The following is a 13,141-nucleotide window of genomic DNA, read 5'->3' on the forward strand; positions in this document are numbered from 1 at the left end:
GTGGGCCGAGGGATGTACGTCCTTGTCGTTGTTCCCATAATTGCCCACCCCTGCGAGGCTCTACGCCTAGCATCCCCATAACTCGCAGGCTGCAGGGCGAGCGGATCAATCCACCATCTATGTAACGTCTTGGCCTTCGTTGGCTTTTGAGCCAGGCGTAAGACGAACGCTTTCCGTGAGCTTTCATCAATGAATTTCGTAATTCGCCAAGCAACAGCATCTGATGCGGAAGCAATAAGCCGCTTAGTTGCTGGCTTAGCTCATTTTTTCCTTGCAGATCCATCATCCCCTGAAGTTAAGCCGTTCTTGGCTGGACTCACTCCAGCTTCCTTTACAGAGCGGATCGGTTCATCCAAATTCAACCATTACGTCGCGGAAGACTCCGTCGGCGTTTGCGGCGTTATTGCGCTGCGGGACGGCTCACATCTTTATCATCTCTTTGTCAGAGTGGATGCCCAAGGGCAAGGTCTTTCTCGCGCACTTTGGGAGCATGCAAAGGCTCTATCGGGAAACCTCAACTTTACCGTCAACTCATCATTGTTCGCGGTTCCGGTATATCAACGCCTTGGGTTTGTCGCCAAGACTCCTCCGCAAACGGCAAATGGCGTAGCGTTCGTCCCTATGGGGTACTCGCATTGCAGCTAAAAATCGTTGAAGGCGATGTCACTGCCAGCACTCCATCTCCACGCTGGGGCCTGCAGACGGCATTAAAGATTCTCAACATCGGCCGCACATACTTCCTGAATTGAACGTCCGCTATTCGCTCCAGCGACCGGCTGCAATGGGCCCAAAGCTGCCTTTCAGTCTTGCCCAAGGCGGAAGTCTAGCTTTCTGCTAGAGCCTTCGGTCAACATGGAATGGCCATCCGCTTACCTGTAACGAGCGGCTGCGGCCGCTCAAGCGACCCGGGCAGGGTCGAAAAGGTCGTGCTGGGTGTCCGCCGCCAATTTGGCGCGGATGCGGGTGATGAGCTTGCGCATGCCGCTGACGGTCATGTCGTACTGGCGGGCCAGCTCGTCGTAGTTGTCACCCAGGAACTTGCCGTAGATCTCCAGCTCCAGCCGCACCAGCTCGCGACGCAGATCCTTCGGGAAGGAAATGATCTGGCCGCCCCAGTGCTTAGCCAGGTGGTCGGCCAGGTCGTTGGCGATGATCTCCGACGCCGTGGCGCTGATCTCGTGATCCTTGAGCCGGCGCGCAACGACGTCGACCAGGTCGGCCAGCAGCTCATGGCGCCGAATGGACGTACGCGTCTCAGGACGGATCACCGGTGGGCCTCCAGGGCCTGGGCAAAGCCCCCCACGGGCCTGCCGAGCAGCTCCATGAGGTCTTGCCAGGCCCACAGGTGGTGGTCGAAACCTTCATAGTTGACCGAGGCGTTCGCTGCACGCAGGAACACGGCCAGCTGCAGCGCCTCGAATGGCTGGACACGATGGCGCACCAGCACCTCGTCGGCCAGCGCCTTGATGGCGCCTGGCAGCAGGCGCATCGCCCACTTCTTCAAGGTCTCGATCAGAAGGTCGGTCGCCTTGCTGCCCGCCCAGTGCAGATCATCGACATGGGCAATCCGTTTCACGTAGGCCGCGAGGGCCTTCTCGCTAGGATCGCGTACCTCGCCGAGCAGGTGCAAGAACAGCCAAAGCGCCCGCACCTTGCTGGCGCCCAGGTTGACGGCCTGGCGCCGGTCGCCGGCCTTTGGACGAACCTTGAAGCCCTTCGACTTGAGGTGTTCCAAGACAGCCACCATTCCTGGAACGGCCATCGTCTTGAGCGATGCGTCCTTTCCAACGCTCAGCAGAATCTGCCGGTACGCCACGTCGTCCAGGCCATGCGACTGGCCCAGCTCCCGCTTCGCCACGTGGATCAGCTTGATCAGCGTAACGCGGCGGGCGGCGGTAGTGGTGGCGGTGGCTGCGGTCATGGTCGTGTGCTCCAGGTGGCTCACCAAAGCCCCCAGGCGGGGGCTTCAGAAAGCCGGCTGGCTCAGTTCAGGGCGTCCTTCAAGCCCTTGCCTGCGGTGAACTTGGGGGACTTGCGTGCCTTGATCTTCAAGGGCTCGCCGGTCTTCGGGTTGCGGCCAGTGCGGGCCGCCCGCTTGGTCACAGAGAAAGAGCCAAAGCCCACCAGCGTGACGGCGCCGCCCTTCTTGAGGGTGGCCTTGATCGCTTCGGTAGCCGCCTCGAGGGCAGCTCCTGCAGCGGCCTTCGAGATGCCAGCCTTGTCGGCCATCTGTTCGATAAGTTCTGTCTTGTTCATGTCTGAGAAGTCCGTAGATGAATGGTTGAAACAACAACCCGGTGTTGACGAACACCGGAAACCGGCTTGCACCGCGCAGCCCTGGGCAAGGGCGGAGAACGCGCTCACACGCTGCGGAAGTTGATGGCGCTGTAGAGCCCGGGCACCCTCCGCTTATCCCGCTGCGAGATCAGTCGATGGGCGGCCTCATACAGCCACCATGTCCAGCGGAATCGCCTCATAGCGGTCCGACTGGCCCACGCGCTTGTAGAAGCGGATGTATTGCTTTGTGCCGATCACCTGGATCGAGTCGCCGATGGCCTTCATCGCATCCAGCCAGCGCGGGTCGGTGATCTCCAGGCGGCGCAGCGCCAGGATCTTCCCCACGTTGAGCTTGCCCTCCTTGTCGGTTTGAAAGGCCTGCTGCACTAGAGCAATGATCTCGGGCCTGCTACCCTGAGCCCAGTCCTTGATGCACGCGTCCACAAGGGCCTGGGCCGCCTGCAGGCGCTCGTCGAAGGTGATGGTGTCGGCGGTGGCCAGCTGCAGCTTGTATGCGGCGTCGAAGGTGTGCAGCGTGATGTTGCCCTTTTGCCCACCGCGTTTCACGCCGTACTGCTCGGCGCTCAGCTCCGCAAAGGCGGCCACGTCGCCGAAGATCTTGCCCTTGGCCTCGACCAGCTTGGAGTTCAGGTCCTGGGCGATCTGCACCAGCTCGCGCACCAGGCGGTCGCGCTCCTGGTCTACGGGCTTGACCAGGTCGAGGGGCACCAGGTGGCCCTGCGCGTTGCGCATGAAGCCATCGGGCATATGGGCAACAACGCTGGCTTGGCGCGCTGCATCGTTTGGTGTTGGCATGGTTTGCTCCTGCTCAGCACCGAAAGCCACGGCTCTCGATGCGCTTGTGGTTCAAAGATCCGGCCCGGGCGGGCGCGGCGGCTGGGGGCGTCCACACGGGCGCCCGCATCAGGTCGTACTGCTGCGGCTTGACCAAGTCGGCGGCGGGCTTGGTGAAGCCCGAGCGCGCGATCTGGGGACGGCCTGGCTTGAGCTCGTTCACAGGGCGTCTCCCTGCTTCACGGCCGCATAGGTGTCGGCCATCAGGTCGTAACGCACCTGGTGGGCCGCCAGCGGCTCGTACAAGGCGTCGTGGACGTCGCGGCGGCTGGCGTTGGCGGCAGCGGCCAGCTCGTGGGTCGATGCCGCCTGGCCGTAGGTCGGGATCAGAGCCAGCAGCACCACGCGCAGGGAGGCCAGTTCGGCGGGCATCATGGCTTGGGCCCTTCCGCTGGCGCCTTGCCCAGCAGCTGCGCCATCTTGGCCCGCACCTGGTCAGAAGGCCCAGCCGCCTGGCGGTCCCGTTCCTGCAAGTCCAGCAGCGCCGGGTCAAGATGGCTCAGCAGCGCAGCGCCGGCAGTCACCGCAGGGGCACCGTCGATCTGCACCACGTTTGGCCGGGGCCCCAGGCGCCGCTGCAACTCCCGGTCGGCCTCGATCTGCGCCTCACTGCGGTCAGAAGCGCGCAACACCACGCTGTAAAGGTAGTTGTTGTGCGCCAGCGGCACCGCCAACGTGCCCCGCTGCACCGCTGTGAAAACCGCCTCGAACCCGCCCCGCCAGTCGTCTGCGGTCACCAGGTAGGTGCGCCCGCCCCGGGTCACGGCGGTGCGCATCATGTCCGGCACCAGCTCGCCCAGGATGGTCTTAGCGCGTGACATGCGCAGGCGCTGCTTCTCTGGCTTGTGCAGCCGCAGATACCGCAGCACCTCGCGCCCCAGCGGCAGCGACATGGCGACCACATCGGCCACCAGGTGGCGCGCCTCCTCGTCGTCGATCATGCGGGCCAGCAGCGCGTCCATGCTCTCTTCGGCCCCGCAGCTGGCGCACACGTTCACAAAGTCGGCGCCCATCAGCGGCCTCCCGGGCACATGGTGGCGCCCTGGGCCATGCCGGCCAGGTGCGCCGCGTCCAGGCGGGCGTCGCTCACGTGCATTTCGCTGACCACGTAGACCATGGTCAGCAGCACGGCGGCCAGGATCACGCCCAGCCAGCAGGCCAAGGCGGTCATCGGGTGAAGGCGCTTCATGCCAAGCCCTCCCGGCGCGGCACCACCGAAACAGCGTCGCCAAAGGCGCCGAGCACCGCGTCGATGGCCTCCCAATCCGACGCGAACAGACCGCGCAACTGGCCTCTGGAGCCATCGCACATGTGGATGAGGATGAGATAGCGCCGCATCACTCCTCCCGGCCAACCTGCGCGACCAGCTTGGCCGTCACGCGGTCCTCGCCACCCTGGTGCGCCAGGTTCATGGCCCCCGACACCAGGTTGTTGACCGCCAGCGGGTAGCACAGCGAGCGCGGGCCCAGCGAGCGCTGCCCCCGGATCTTGGTCTCCACCGTCACGCGCAGCCGGGCCACGATGGCCTCGGCCGCGTCGTGCGCAAACACCTTGTCGAAGTCGCCTCCCACCCGGGCGAACTTGTGCCGCAGGTAGGCCTCGACATCGTTGTCAAGCGGCTCGATGAAGCGCTTCTCGCAGCGCTGCACTACCTCGCGCACCTCGAACGACTTCTCGTCGAGCTTCCAGTCCAGCTCAGTCTGGCCGATCAGGATGATGGCGAGCAGCGGCGTGAACGCCCCGTCGTCCATCTCATAGAAGTTCTTCAGGTGCTTGAGCGTCTGCGTGGCGAGGCGATGGGCTTCCTCGATCACCATCACGTGCTTGTTACCCGCACTGGCGCTGGCGCGCAGCGCATCACGCATCTGGTTCAAACGGGCCTGGTAGCTCTGGCGAATGGCCGCGCCCGGCATGATGGTGGTGATGATGATCTCCACCAGGTCGCTCGCCTTCAGCGGTCGGCTCTTGCGGTCCTGGTTGTCCAGGCCCTCGATGCCCGGCTCGATCACCACGATGGGCTTTTGCTGCCCCTGGATCCACTTCGCCAGGTCCTTGCGCACCGTCGACTTGCCCGCGCCGGACTCCGCAATCACCGCCAGCATGCCGCCGTGCTCGGCCACATTGCGCACTGCGGCCCGCACCTTGCGGATGTTGTCATTAAGGAACACGTCGGCCACGCCGCGCATCTCGTTGGTGAAGGGATCGCGCTCCAGCGCGAAGTAATCCCGCGCGTCCTGGGTGATCGTGTGCTTGCGAAGTAACATATCCTCGTCCTTGAGTCGATTGAGCAAGTTGGTTTTTGGGCTTGGAGTCGAGGCGTTGGCCTCAGTGGGCTGGGCAGCGTTGGCGCGCTGCCCGGCGCACTCTTCAAATGCGGTCGCCACCCGTGCAGGGTCAACGCCGCGTTGAAGCAGGTATTCCGTGGCGGCGCGTTTCAGGCGGAATTCCATGCCTGGTTTCACCGGCCAGCGGTTGTGTTTGAAGATCAGGCTCACCGTCGCGGTGCTCACCTTCAACAGGCGAGCGAAGTCGGCCTGGTTGACGCCCAGTTCCTTGATGATCAGGTGCAGGTTCAGCATCGGCGGCCCCTCACATGCCCACGGCGCGCAGGCCGCCGAAGGCTTCCACAGGCGCAGCGTCTGCGCCGCGCGTGAACTGCGCCACCAAGGCATCTACCTGCTCGGCCGGCATCGCTTCAGGCCACCGGCCCTTGATGAATCGGTTCTCCTCGCGGGTGATCGAGCGGCCGATCAGCTTGGCGATGCGCTGCAGGGCCAGCATCGTGTCCACCTGGTCAAGCACCTGGCCGTTGGCAACCGGGTTGTCCACAGCCACCGCTGTGCCTTGGCGCGGCAGATAGGTGGGCAGCACAGCGTCGTTGACGCGCTTGAGCGGGTCCACCAGCCCCTTGAATGGGATCGGCCCCTTGCCCTTGTCCTGGGCCTTGCGCGCAGCCTCTGCATCGGTCAACGAGCTGGTGCCAGTGGCGAGCTGCTCCACTTCCTTCATGTTGCGCTGGGCAGGCGTCTCGGCATGCCGCTTGAACCCCTCGCCGATCACAGTAGCGTCGTCGTAGAAGCCGAACTCGTTGCGCTCCTTGCGCTCCAGCACATAGAACACCTCCCGCCCGTCCTCACCCATGCCCACGGCCTGGGCCGAGTCCTGGCGCCATGCGTTGCGCACGATCTGCAGCTTCTGCTTGACCACCACGCCCGGCACGTGCGAAACGTCCCAGGTGTGCCCCATGAACTCCACCTCCAGGAAGTCGTTCACGGTGCGCTCCTGCGGCGCAGACACCGCCAGCTCGCGGCACAGCTCGATCCCTGGGCCCAGCTGCAGCTGCTCGGGCAGGATGCGCATGAACGCCTCGAAACGCGTCATTCCGTGGCGCGTGTGCACCTGGGTCGCGTTGAACCAGGCCGACCACTTCGCGGCCACGGCGTTGATCTGCTCCAGCGTCTCCAGCTTGAGCAGCTTGAAGGCCGACTCCAGGCCGCGCTCCACCATGTCCTGGCCCTTTTCCACCTGGCCCTTGGCGCGCGGGTTCTTGGGCTTGTTGATCTGCACGTGCACGCGCAGCGCCTTGCACAGGTTGATGAAGGGCGGGCTCGTGTTGGCACCGCCCGGGTCCAGCATCGCCAGGCGCGGCACGCCGTGGAACGGGTTGCCCTCACGGGGGTGCATCGCCTGGATCAGCACCTCGGCCAGGTTGCCCCCAGTCTCGCCGCCCGTCACGTACCAGACGAACAGCGCGCCGCTGGTGTGGTCTGTCACCACATAGCGCCACAGGCTCTCTTGCAGCACCTTCGCCACGTTGGCGGGCTTGTTGCTGTAGTACTCGCGGTAATCCATGGTGCGCAGGCCGGTGTCGCGGCCCTGCTGCGGCAGGTAGAACAGGATGCTGCGGCTGGCGTCGATGCTCCACACGTGGTTCGGGTGTAGGCTGGCCTGGTGGATGGCAGGCGCAGGCGCCAGCAGCTGGTCGGGGTGCAGCAGGTAGGTGCGCAGCGCCCGGGTGATGGTGCTGGTCGACAGCTTGAAAATCTCCCCCTCGCCATCGGTGCGCTCGGCACGGATCAGGCTGTTCGCACGCAGCTCCTCCACCGCCGCCTCGACCGACAGCAGCCGCTTGTTGTTCTTGCGCATGTGCTCCATCAGCATGGCGCTGATGAAGACCGCCTCGTCACGGGTGAGCGACGTCTTGCCCGCATCGGAGCGCCGTTTGCGCGTTTTGGTCGACGTCATCGATACCTCCTTGATCTTTCTCATTACGGTTGCCTTGGACAGCTGCAGCTCGGCGCTGGCCGCGTCGTAGAGCGCACCCTTGGCGCCCCAGTCGGCCGCAGCAGCCGCCTGCGCGTAGTGCACAAGGCGCTGGGTGATGACGGCATTCGGCTGCGCCATGGCGGTTAGGCGTGCCCTGCTGCTGGGAGGCCATCCACCTGCATGCCGCGCAGCCACTCGGGGGTGTCGTCGCCATCGGCCTGGGCCTTCACCCCCAGCCGGCCGCGCAGTTCGCGCACCAGGCGCTCCAGCTGGGCAAGTTGGCCGGCCATCCACTCCTCGTGGTTCGTGCCGTGCTCGGCAGAGTGGCGCTGCAGCTGCTCCAGGCCGTCGCGGATGGGCCCTTGGATCAGCCCCTGGGCGGTCAGCGCCTCGCGCTCGATGTCGGCCCGCAGCTGCTCGGCCACTTCGTCGGGCGTGGCCTGCGCCAGGCGGCGCGCCTGCTTGCGCAGCGTCTCCTTTTCGTTGATGAGGGAGCGCTTGTCTTCGGCCAGGCTCTCTACCTGGTCGTTGGCGTCCTGCAGCTCCTCCTCCAGCGCGGCCTTCTGCTGGGCGCTGCGCACTGCCAGGTCGTGCAGCACGTCCAGCACTTCCTCGCGGGTCTTGGCCTCCTCCACAGCGCGGCGCACCATCTCTTGGTCGGGGGCGGGCAGCGCCTTGATGGCGTTGTAGTCACGCTGGTGCAGGCCCAGGCGCTCGGCCTGCTCGAAGGCCTCCTCGCCCACGGCGCGCTGGTTGCCCAGCAGCATTTGCATGCGCGCATACCCGCGCCCCAGCTTGACCTGGCAAAACTCGTCCAGGCTGGCGAAATTCAAACCGTTTGAACTCTTGGGGTTGCGCAAAAGGCGCCAAGCCTTTGATTTCTTTACGTTTTCATAGATTGCGAGGGCTGCGGATTCTGAAACCGTTTGAATAAACGTCAGTGCTTCCAGGCGGCCGAGGTCAACGCCGGCGGCCAGCACTTCGTCCATGGCTTCCTGGGCGGCCACCAGTTGGGCTGGGGCAGCGTCGAGGGTTGCCAGCGCGGCTTCGTTGAGCTTCGGGGCGTCGGCTGGAGGCGTTGTCTTGTTGGGTTGGCGTGCCATGTCGGTGGTGTGCTCAGTTGGTCAGGGTGTAGTTGCGCTGGGCCTGCTCCAGGGCAGTCTTCGCGCGGTCGAAATCCGCCATGACGCGGAAGGTCAGGCGGCTGAAACGGGTGGTGATCCGAAACCGCCCAGTGGTCTCGTCCTTCTCGACCCAGCCCTTGCGGATCAGGGTCTCGGCCGTGCGGGTCACGTAGGGCGGTGGGCAGCGCATGGCCTCGGCCAGGTCCTTGTTGGACATGCCGTCCAGCACGCGGCCAGATAGGCACTCCAGCATGTCAAGGGCGCGCGTGACCTGGGCCCCGGTCTTGGTGTCGTCCTGGCTCATGCGCAGGCCCTCCAGGCGGCGGTGTCGTAGCTCTCCGTGGCCGGGGCCCAGAGCCGGCCTACACAAGGCCGGGTCTCGGCATGCGCGGCCACCTCGTTGAGCAAGGCCGCCAGTGCGCGCAATTGCGCGGGCGTGCTCTCCATGCCGTTGAATGGACCGCCTTCCAGCACCACAAGGGGCGTATGTTTGGCGGTGCGCGTGTATCGGGCTTTGAGCATGCTTACAGCTCCAGTTGGGGGTTGGCGTGCTGCACGACATTGCTGCGGTGCCAAGCCATGTGCTCCATGTGCTTGGTCAGCGCGGCCAGCGTCTCGGCGGGGTCGCCGGGCCGGGCATAGAAGGCGCTGAGCAGCTTCACCGTGCCGGCAAAGTGCTCGTGCAACTCGGCGATGTCCGCATGGTTCAGGTTGCGACCGGTGGCCACATCCACCAGCAGCCGGCCGCTACTGGCCGCGATCCAGCGCGTCACGTAGTCGATGCCGCAGGCGGTCTCGAAGGGCCGGATCATGTTGGTCGGTAGGCGACCAGTGCTCAGCCACTTGTAAAGGGTCCAGTGGTCAGACACGCCCATGTCTTCGCCAATGCGCTCGACCGACTTGTTCAGGCGCTCGCGTGCGTGGTCCTTGCACAGCTCCAGCGCGTGCCTCAGGCTGGTGGGCTGTATGCGCTTCCAATTGCGGGTGGGCTTGGAACTCATGGCCGATTGCCTCCACCGGCCAGCGCCAAACAAACACCGGTTTGGAGCTGCTCGAAGCGGTGTCGCGGCACATACAGTGCAGCCATCACCAACAAGCGGGAGGACGAGATGGAAGCACGCAACTTCGACGAGCTGGCAGGCAGGATCGAGGGCATAGGGCAGGCCCTGCTGCACCTCACGGCGGCACTGGAGATGGGCGGTGCAATCGACGGACGGCGGCTTGCGCAAGGCTGGCGCAGGGCCCGGCGCTGCAACGTGCTGCCGGCCATGGAAACCGCGCGGCGCACGCTGCACGAGCTGGCCGACGAACTCGACGCGGCGCGGCAAGCGCGTGCCGGTGCAGTCGCATCGGTAAGATGCGTGGAGGACAAAACCATCATGCTGCCGCCGCGAGTTGTGGCCTGGCCAAAGGGCGGAACGTTCCGACGTTCGGGATGCCCGTCTTGAGGCCCAGGTCCACAGCGATGTTGTGGCTTTCACCGCGCAGGCATTTGCGGCGCGGGTTGACCTGGTCGTCGTTGAGGATCAGCGAGACAAGCGCGACGGAGTAGCCGCGTTGCTTGGCCCAGGCGCTGAAGGACAAGCCCTTCAGCGCGAACTCGTTGCGTACCTCCTGGCGGGTCTTTAGGGGCATGGTGGTGCGTCCTGTTTGGTTGCCACAAGTTGGCGCTTGTGGCGTTTTGTTGAAACGTGTTGGCACCGATTATGGTACAGAAAACTGTGCCATTAAAGCGATATGGAACAGAAAACAGGGATCGGTGAGCGAATCAGGATCGAGCGCGAGCGGCTGGGGCTGTCGCAGATGGCATTCGCTGGGCTTGGCGACGCGTCCAAGAACTCCCAGCTGGCGTGGGAAAAGGAGACCGCCTACCCGAACGCGCGAGTGCTGTCCGCGTGGTCCAAGGCCGGCGCGGATGTGGGTTTCATCATCACGGGGCGCATCTCCCCAGGCGCGCTCAGCCCGAAGGCGCAGACGATGCTGGAGTACTTCCTCGCGGCTGACGAAGGCGGCCAGGGCGCGGCACTGGGTGCCCTGATCGGCTCGGGCTCAAAACCCACTCAGACACAGAGCCAGAGCGTCAACCTGACCAACCATGCGCCGGGTGTGGTGCAGGCCGGGAGCATCAGTGGCGGCGTCTTTCACCCAAATGGGGGAGGCAAAAAGCGCAAATAGGGCCCCAACCGGGCGGAATGCTGCGTGCACGTTCGTGTTCCTTTGTTCACAATGGCTGTAACAAAGGAGATACAAATTGATCGAATGGGCTTGGGTGCTGCGGCTGGTTGAGGGAATGAAGCCGAAGAGCACGCTGAACAACTGGGGCAACGGAACCGTGCAAGTTGGTTGCGTTCAAGGGAACATCACCGTCGTCAACCTGAGCGTGCCGCTGCGTGATTGCTGTGGCCACTGCACTGCGCTCGAAGCCGGTCAGCAAAACAACCAGCGACGGAGGGCGCGATGAGAGCGAAGTGGATTGGGCTTCTGGTGGCTGGCCTGGCAGTGGCGGCGGCGGGCACTGCGTTTGCGAAATGGGACGACTGGGTTGAACTGCCGCGTCTACGTGCCGGCGTCCTGGGAGCGCTGAAAGATCCGGGCTCCGCCACCTACCGCAACGAACGGATCCAACGTGAGTACGTCTGCGGCGAGGTGAACGCGCGCAACAGCCTCGGCGGTTACACCGGCTTCGTGCGCTATGTGTCCACGCCCACCCGTTACGCACTTGAAGAGCATGGCGCTCAAGGCTGGACACCCGACAACGATAGCGAGGCCATCATCAGGAGGATCGAACGCACGACGGCGTTCCTCAGAGCCAACAAGCGCCAGCCCACGCAGGAAGAGGACAACAAGGCCGAGTTCGAGCACATCTGGAGCAATTCGTGTGTCTCCTAGAAAACTCACGACATCTGGGCTCCCGCGCGACGAAGCACGTCGCTTGCCCGCCTGCAGGCCGATGACGGCCAAACATCCATAATCGCAACGTGCCAATTTCTCTGAACGAGGGCCTCTATGCTTCCTACCAACCGTGCATTCGTAAAAGTCTTGAAACGAGCAGAGCAGCAAGATGATGAGGTCCTGCAAAAAACGTTTGTAGATCTCGGCGGTGTGTACGCTACGTTCGAGACTTTTGAACACCAAATCCTCTTCGGCAGGCGAGGAACTGGGAAGACCCATCTGCTGAGCGTGCTACGCCAAAATCGCCGAGACGCAGGCGAAATTGCGATTCAGCTTGACATGCGAACGATAGGGTCAGCGGGAGGTATTTACGGTGACAGGACTATCCCGTTGCATACCCGTGCTACCCGGCTTTTGGTTGACGTCCTGTCAGCAATCCATTCGCAGATAGTTGAACAGCTGGCCGGCACTGAAGCAATGGATTCACCTGCTTGCCGCCAAGCTCTGGATAGTTTTTTGGAAGCCCACCGAGAGGTGAAAGTACAGGGTACTGTTTCGGTCGAGCAAACTAGTTCTGGCGAGGCCACTGAAGCGAGCGAGGCATCAGGCTCGCTGAAGCTTTCAGCCGCTCCAAGTCTTGAAGTCGGGGGCAAGGGTTCGCATTCGTCGAAGAGGGTCACAGGGGAAAAGCGGGTGGAGTCCGGAGTTGAGAACTACCGGGTCAATTTTGGGAGTGTCGGAACCGCCACTCGCTCGCTGATGAGCACGTTGCCGAAAAAGCGCCTTTGGATACTTATAGACGAATGGAGCGAAGTGCCATTGGATCTTCAGCCATACCTGGCCGATCTGATTCGGCGATCACTTATGCCTGCGAGAGGCCTTTTTGTGAAGATCGCAGCCATCGAACAACGCAGTCGATTTCTGATCCCTGACCGGATGATTGGAAACGTCGGCCTAGAGCTCGGTGCCGATGTATCCACTGCGGTGAACTTGGACGAACACATGGTGTTCGAGAACAACGAAACCGCTGCAGTGCAATTCTTCCAAAAGCTCGTGCTAGCTCACGTTCAAGCTGCTCTGGAAGCTGAAGGACTCCCCGCACCGGGAACTGTGCAGGAGATGCTTTCCGCTGGATTTACACAGGCGAACGCCTTCGCTGAAGTCGTGCGTGCGTGTGAGGGTGTTCCGCGCGACGCGATCAATATCCTCAATCAAGCAGCACAAAAAGCCGGGACGACCACCATCTCCGTCAGTGAAGTGCGCGCAGCGGCTCGTCAGTGGTACCTCTCTTCCAAAGACGCTGCTGTTGCCGCCGACGAGAAGGCCAAGGATTTGCTGAACTGGATTATCGATTGGGTAATCAAAGAACGTCAGGCCAAAGGTTTCCTGCTCGCAGCTGGCCGTAAAGATGACCTCATAGACTACCTTTATGACGCTCGCGTACTGCATGTCCTGCGAAAAGGAATGTCCGCTCAGGATGAGCCCGGAGTTCGCTATACGGTGTATGGCATCGACTACGGCTGCTACGTCGATTTGATCAACACCGCCAGAGCGCCCAAGGGGCTTTTTAACGCGGACCACATGGATGTTCAGTCCCCTGTACCCGTCACCGACTTGCGGTCCCTGAGGCGATGCATCCTCAAGCTCGATGACTTCTATACCGCTCAGAGCGCGACAGGCGGCAATGCGTCCCAGCCAAGCAATGGTGCTGCTTAGACTGCTGCAAT

22 protein-coding genes are annotated in these 13,141 nt (G+C 63.2%); 6 read left to right on the forward strand and 16 right to left on the reverse strand.

The genetic code is table 11. The features are described from left to right. Window positions 1–189: 189 nt before the first annotated feature. Window positions 190–645, forward strand: coding sequence for a GNAT family N-acetyltransferase (locus tag ACSQ9E_RS14150; protein ID WP_082608232.1), 456 nt, complete (start codon window positions 190–192; stop codon window positions 643–645). Window positions 646–896: 251 nt separating this feature from the next. Here ACSQ9E_RS14150 and ACSQ9E_RS14155 read toward each other — a convergent pair whose 3' ends face one another. From ACSQ9E_RS14155 to ACSQ9E_RS14225, 15 genes are all read right to left on the reverse strand, one after another. Then, window positions 897–1,268 (reverse strand): Mor transcription activator family protein, encoded by a 372-nt coding sequence (locus ACSQ9E_RS14155; RefSeq protein ID WP_057268794.1) that lies wholly within the window; start codon window positions 1,266–1,268, stop codon window positions 897–899. After that, entirely contained in the window at window positions 1,265–1,921 is a 657-nt protein-coding gene (locus tag ACSQ9E_RS14160) for a gp16 family protein (RefSeq protein WP_436218174.1), read from the reverse strand. Before ACSQ9E_RS14160 ends, ACSQ9E_RS14155 begins: the two co-directional genes overlap by 4 nt. Window positions 1,922–1,983: 62 nt before the next feature. Further along, window positions 1,984–2,256: an HU family DNA-binding protein gene (locus ACSQ9E_RS14165; protein WP_436218175.1), complete on the reverse strand. Its 273-nt coding sequence runs from the start codon at window positions 2,254–2,256 to the stop codon at window positions 1,984–1,986. A 186-nt stretch (window positions 2,257–2,442) separates the two neighbouring features. Continuing rightward, window positions 2,443–3,093 carry a DUF3164 family protein gene (locus tag ACSQ9E_RS14170; protein ID WP_436218176.1) on the reverse strand — a complete coding sequence of 217 codons (651 nt, stop codon included), beginning with the start codon at window positions 3,091–3,093 and terminating at the stop codon, window positions 2,443–2,445. 13 nt (window positions 3,094–3,106) lie between these two features. Next, window positions 3,107–3,295 carry a hypothetical protein gene (locus ACSQ9E_RS14175; protein ID WP_436218177.1) on the reverse strand — a complete coding sequence of 63 codons (189 nt, stop codon included), beginning with the start codon at window positions 3,293–3,295 and terminating at the stop codon, window positions 3,107–3,109. Next, on the reverse strand, window positions 3,292–3,507 hold the full coding sequence (locus ACSQ9E_RS14180) for a hypothetical protein (RefSeq protein ID WP_436218178.1): 216 nt from the start codon (window positions 3,505–3,507) through the stop codon (window positions 3,292–3,294). Before ACSQ9E_RS14180 ends, ACSQ9E_RS14175 begins: the two co-directional genes overlap by 4 nt. Continuing rightward, window positions 3,504–4,145, reverse strand: a complete 642-nt coding sequence (locus ACSQ9E_RS14185) for a hypothetical protein (protein ID WP_436218179.1) — start codon at window positions 4,143–4,145, stop codon at window positions 3,504–3,506. The genes ACSQ9E_RS14180 and ACSQ9E_RS14185 overlap by 4 nt, the downstream gene beginning before the upstream one ends. Next, entirely contained in the window at window positions 4,145–4,321 is a 177-nt protein-coding gene (locus ACSQ9E_RS14190; RefSeq protein WP_436218180.1) for a hypothetical protein, read from the reverse strand. Before ACSQ9E_RS14190 ends, ACSQ9E_RS14185 begins: the two co-directional genes overlap by 1 nt. Continuing rightward, on the reverse strand, window positions 4,318–4,470 hold the full coding sequence (locus ACSQ9E_RS14195; protein ID WP_436218181.1) for a hypothetical protein: 153 nt from the start codon (window positions 4,468–4,470) through the stop codon (window positions 4,318–4,320). Before ACSQ9E_RS14195 ends, ACSQ9E_RS14190 begins: the two co-directional genes overlap by 4 nt. Then, complete coding sequence (locus ACSQ9E_RS14200; protein WP_436218182.1) at window positions 4,470–5,711, reverse strand: ExeA family protein; 1,242 nt, start codon at window positions 5,709–5,711, stop codon at window positions 4,470–4,472. The genes ACSQ9E_RS14195 and ACSQ9E_RS14200 overlap by 1 nt, the downstream gene beginning before the upstream one ends. 10 nt (window positions 5,712–5,721) lie before the next feature. After that, window positions 5,722–7,536 carry an integrase gene (locus tag ACSQ9E_RS14205; protein ID WP_436218183.1) on the reverse strand — a complete coding sequence of 605 codons (1,815 nt, stop codon included), beginning with the start codon at window positions 7,534–7,536 and terminating at the stop codon, window positions 5,722–5,724. Between the two features lie 5 nt (window positions 7,537–7,541). After that, entirely contained in the window at window positions 7,542–8,501 is a 960-nt protein-coding gene (locus tag ACSQ9E_RS14210) for a hypothetical protein (protein ID WP_436218184.1), read from the reverse strand. Window positions 8,502–8,514: 13 nt separating this feature from the next. Then, complete coding sequence (locus ACSQ9E_RS14215) at window positions 8,515–8,826, reverse strand: MarR family transcriptional regulator (RefSeq protein WP_436218185.1); 312 nt, start codon at window positions 8,824–8,826, stop codon at window positions 8,515–8,517. Next, window positions 8,823–9,044: a hypothetical protein gene (locus tag ACSQ9E_RS14220; RefSeq protein ID WP_436218186.1), complete on the reverse strand. Its 222-nt coding sequence runs from the start codon at window positions 9,042–9,044 to the stop codon at window positions 8,823–8,825. The genes ACSQ9E_RS14215 and ACSQ9E_RS14220 overlap by 4 nt, the downstream gene beginning before the upstream one ends. 2 nt (window positions 9,045–9,046) lie before the next feature. Continuing rightward, on the reverse strand, window positions 9,047–9,523 hold the full coding sequence (locus tag ACSQ9E_RS14225) for a hypothetical protein (RefSeq protein ID WP_436218187.1): 477 nt from the start codon (window positions 9,521–9,523) through the stop codon (window positions 9,047–9,049). Window positions 9,524–9,631: 108 nt separating this feature from the next. On the opposite strand from ACSQ9E_RS14225, the gene ACSQ9E_RS14230 reads away from it, so the two are divergent. Beyond that, window positions 9,632–9,970 carry a hypothetical protein gene (locus tag ACSQ9E_RS14230; RefSeq protein ID WP_436218188.1) on the forward strand — a complete coding sequence of 113 codons (339 nt, stop codon included), beginning with the start codon at window positions 9,632–9,634 and terminating at the stop codon, window positions 9,968–9,970. Here the strand turns inward: ACSQ9E_RS14230 and ACSQ9E_RS14235 are convergent. Then, window positions 9,900–10,157 (reverse strand): DNA-binding protein, encoded by a 258-nt coding sequence (locus ACSQ9E_RS14235; RefSeq protein ID WP_436218189.1) that lies wholly within the window; start codon window positions 10,155–10,157, stop codon window positions 9,900–9,902. The two genes, ACSQ9E_RS14230 and ACSQ9E_RS14235, sit on opposite strands and share 71 nt — an antisense overlap. 102 nt (window positions 10,158–10,259) lie before the next feature. Here ACSQ9E_RS14235 and ACSQ9E_RS14240 point away from each other — a divergent pair, with 102 nt between their 5' ends. The 4 genes from ACSQ9E_RS14240 (at window position 10,260) to ACSQ9E_RS14255 (ending at window position 13,130) form a co-directional block, all read left to right on the forward strand. Continuing rightward, window positions 10,260–10,697 carry a helix-turn-helix domain-containing protein gene (locus ACSQ9E_RS14240; protein WP_436218190.1) on the forward strand — a complete coding sequence of 146 codons (438 nt, stop codon included), beginning with the start codon at window positions 10,260–10,262 and terminating at the stop codon, window positions 10,695–10,697. Window positions 10,698–10,773: 76 nt separating this feature from the next. Next, window positions 10,774–10,983, forward strand: coding sequence for a hypothetical protein (locus ACSQ9E_RS14245; RefSeq protein ID WP_436218191.1), 210 nt, complete (start codon window positions 10,774–10,776; stop codon window positions 10,981–10,983). Continuing rightward, window positions 10,980–11,411 (forward strand): hypothetical protein, encoded by a 432-nt coding sequence (locus ACSQ9E_RS14250; RefSeq protein ID WP_436218192.1) that lies wholly within the window; start codon window positions 10,980–10,982, stop codon window positions 11,409–11,411. The genes ACSQ9E_RS14245 and ACSQ9E_RS14250 overlap by 4 nt, the downstream gene beginning before the upstream one ends. Window positions 11,412–11,528: 117 nt before the next feature. After that, window positions 11,529–13,130, forward strand: coding sequence for an ORC-CDC6 family AAA ATPase (locus ACSQ9E_RS14255; protein ID WP_436218193.1), 1,602 nt, complete (start codon window positions 11,529–11,531; stop codon window positions 13,128–13,130). Window positions 13,131–13,141 lie beyond the last annotated feature (11 nt).

This window comes from Acidovorax sp. LjRoot118 (assembly GCF_964253575.1).
In the GTDB taxonomy this organism is placed as follows: domain Bacteria; phylum Pseudomonadota; class Gammaproteobacteria; order Burkholderiales; family Burkholderiaceae_C; genus Acidovorax.

Bases quoted from the DNA above. Each gene is read 5' to 3' on its own strand.
- ACSQ9E_RS14185 (WP_436218179.1), bottom strand. From the start codon at position 4,145: ATGGGCGCCGACTTTGTGAACGTGTGCGCCAGCTGCGGGGCCGAAGAG.
- ACSQ9E_RS14210 (WP_436218184.1), bottom strand. From the start codon at position 8,501: ATGGCACGCCAACCCAACAAGACAACGCCTCCAGCCGACGCCCCGAAG.
- ACSQ9E_RS14190 (WP_436218180.1), bottom strand. From the start codon at position 4,321: ATGAAGCGCCTTCACCCGATGACCGCCTTGGCCTGCTGGCTGGGCGTG.
- ACSQ9E_RS14255 (WP_436218193.1), top strand. From the start codon at position 11,529: ATGCTTCCTACCAACCGTGCATTCGTAAAAGTCTTGAAACGAGCAGAG.
- ACSQ9E_RS14230 (WP_436218188.1), top strand. From the start codon at position 9,632: ATGGAAGCACGCAACTTCGACGAGCTGGCAGGCAGGATCGAGGGCATA.
- ACSQ9E_RS14170 (WP_436218176.1), bottom strand. From the start codon at position 3,093: ATGCCAACACCAAACGATGCAGCGCGCCAAGCCAGCGTTGTTGCCCAT.
- ACSQ9E_RS14215 (WP_436218185.1), bottom strand. From the start codon at position 8,826: ATGAGCCAGGACGACACCAAGACCGGGGCCCAGGTCACGCGCGCCCTT.
- ACSQ9E_RS14225 (WP_436218187.1), bottom strand. From the start codon at position 9,523: ATGAGTTCCAAGCCCACCCGCAATTGGAAGCGCATACAGCCCACCAGC.
- ACSQ9E_RS14250 (WP_436218192.1), top strand. From the start codon at position 10,980: ATGAGAGCGAAGTGGATTGGGCTTCTGGTGGCTGGCCTGGCAGTGGCG.
- ACSQ9E_RS14200 (WP_436218182.1), bottom strand. From the start codon at position 5,711: ATGCTGAACCTGCACCTGATCATCAAGGAACTGGGCGTCAACCAGGCC.
- ACSQ9E_RS14195 (WP_436218181.1), bottom strand. From the start codon at position 4,470: ATGCGGCGCTATCTCATCCTCATCCACATGTGCGATGGCTCCAGAGGC.
- ACSQ9E_RS14150 (WP_082608232.1), top strand. From the start codon at position 190: ATGAATTTCGTAATTCGCCAAGCAACAGCATCTGATGCGGAAGCAATA.
- ACSQ9E_RS14165 (WP_436218175.1), bottom strand. From the start codon at position 2,256: ATGAACAAGACAGAACTTATCGAACAGATGGCCGACAAGGCTGGCATC.
- ACSQ9E_RS14235 (WP_436218189.1), bottom strand. From the start codon at position 10,157: ATGCCCCTAAAGACCCGCCAGGAGGTACGCAACGAGTTCGCGCTGAAG.
- ACSQ9E_RS14220 (WP_436218186.1), bottom strand. From the start codon at position 9,044: ATGCTCAAAGCCCGATACACGCGCACCGCCAAACATACGCCCCTTGTG.
- ACSQ9E_RS14180 (WP_436218178.1), bottom strand. From the start codon at position 3,507: ATGATGCCCGCCGAACTGGCCTCCCTGCGCGTGGTGCTGCTGGCTCTG.
- ACSQ9E_RS14205 (WP_436218183.1), bottom strand. From the start codon at position 7,536: ATGGCGCAGCCGAATGCCGTCATCACCCAGCGCCTTGTGCACTACGCG.
- ACSQ9E_RS14240 (WP_436218190.1), top strand. From the start codon at position 10,260: ATGGAACAGAAAACAGGGATCGGTGAGCGAATCAGGATCGAGCGCGAG.
- ACSQ9E_RS14160 (WP_436218174.1), bottom strand. From the start codon at position 1,921: ATGACCGCAGCCACCGCCACCACTACCGCCGCCCGCCGCGTTACGCTG.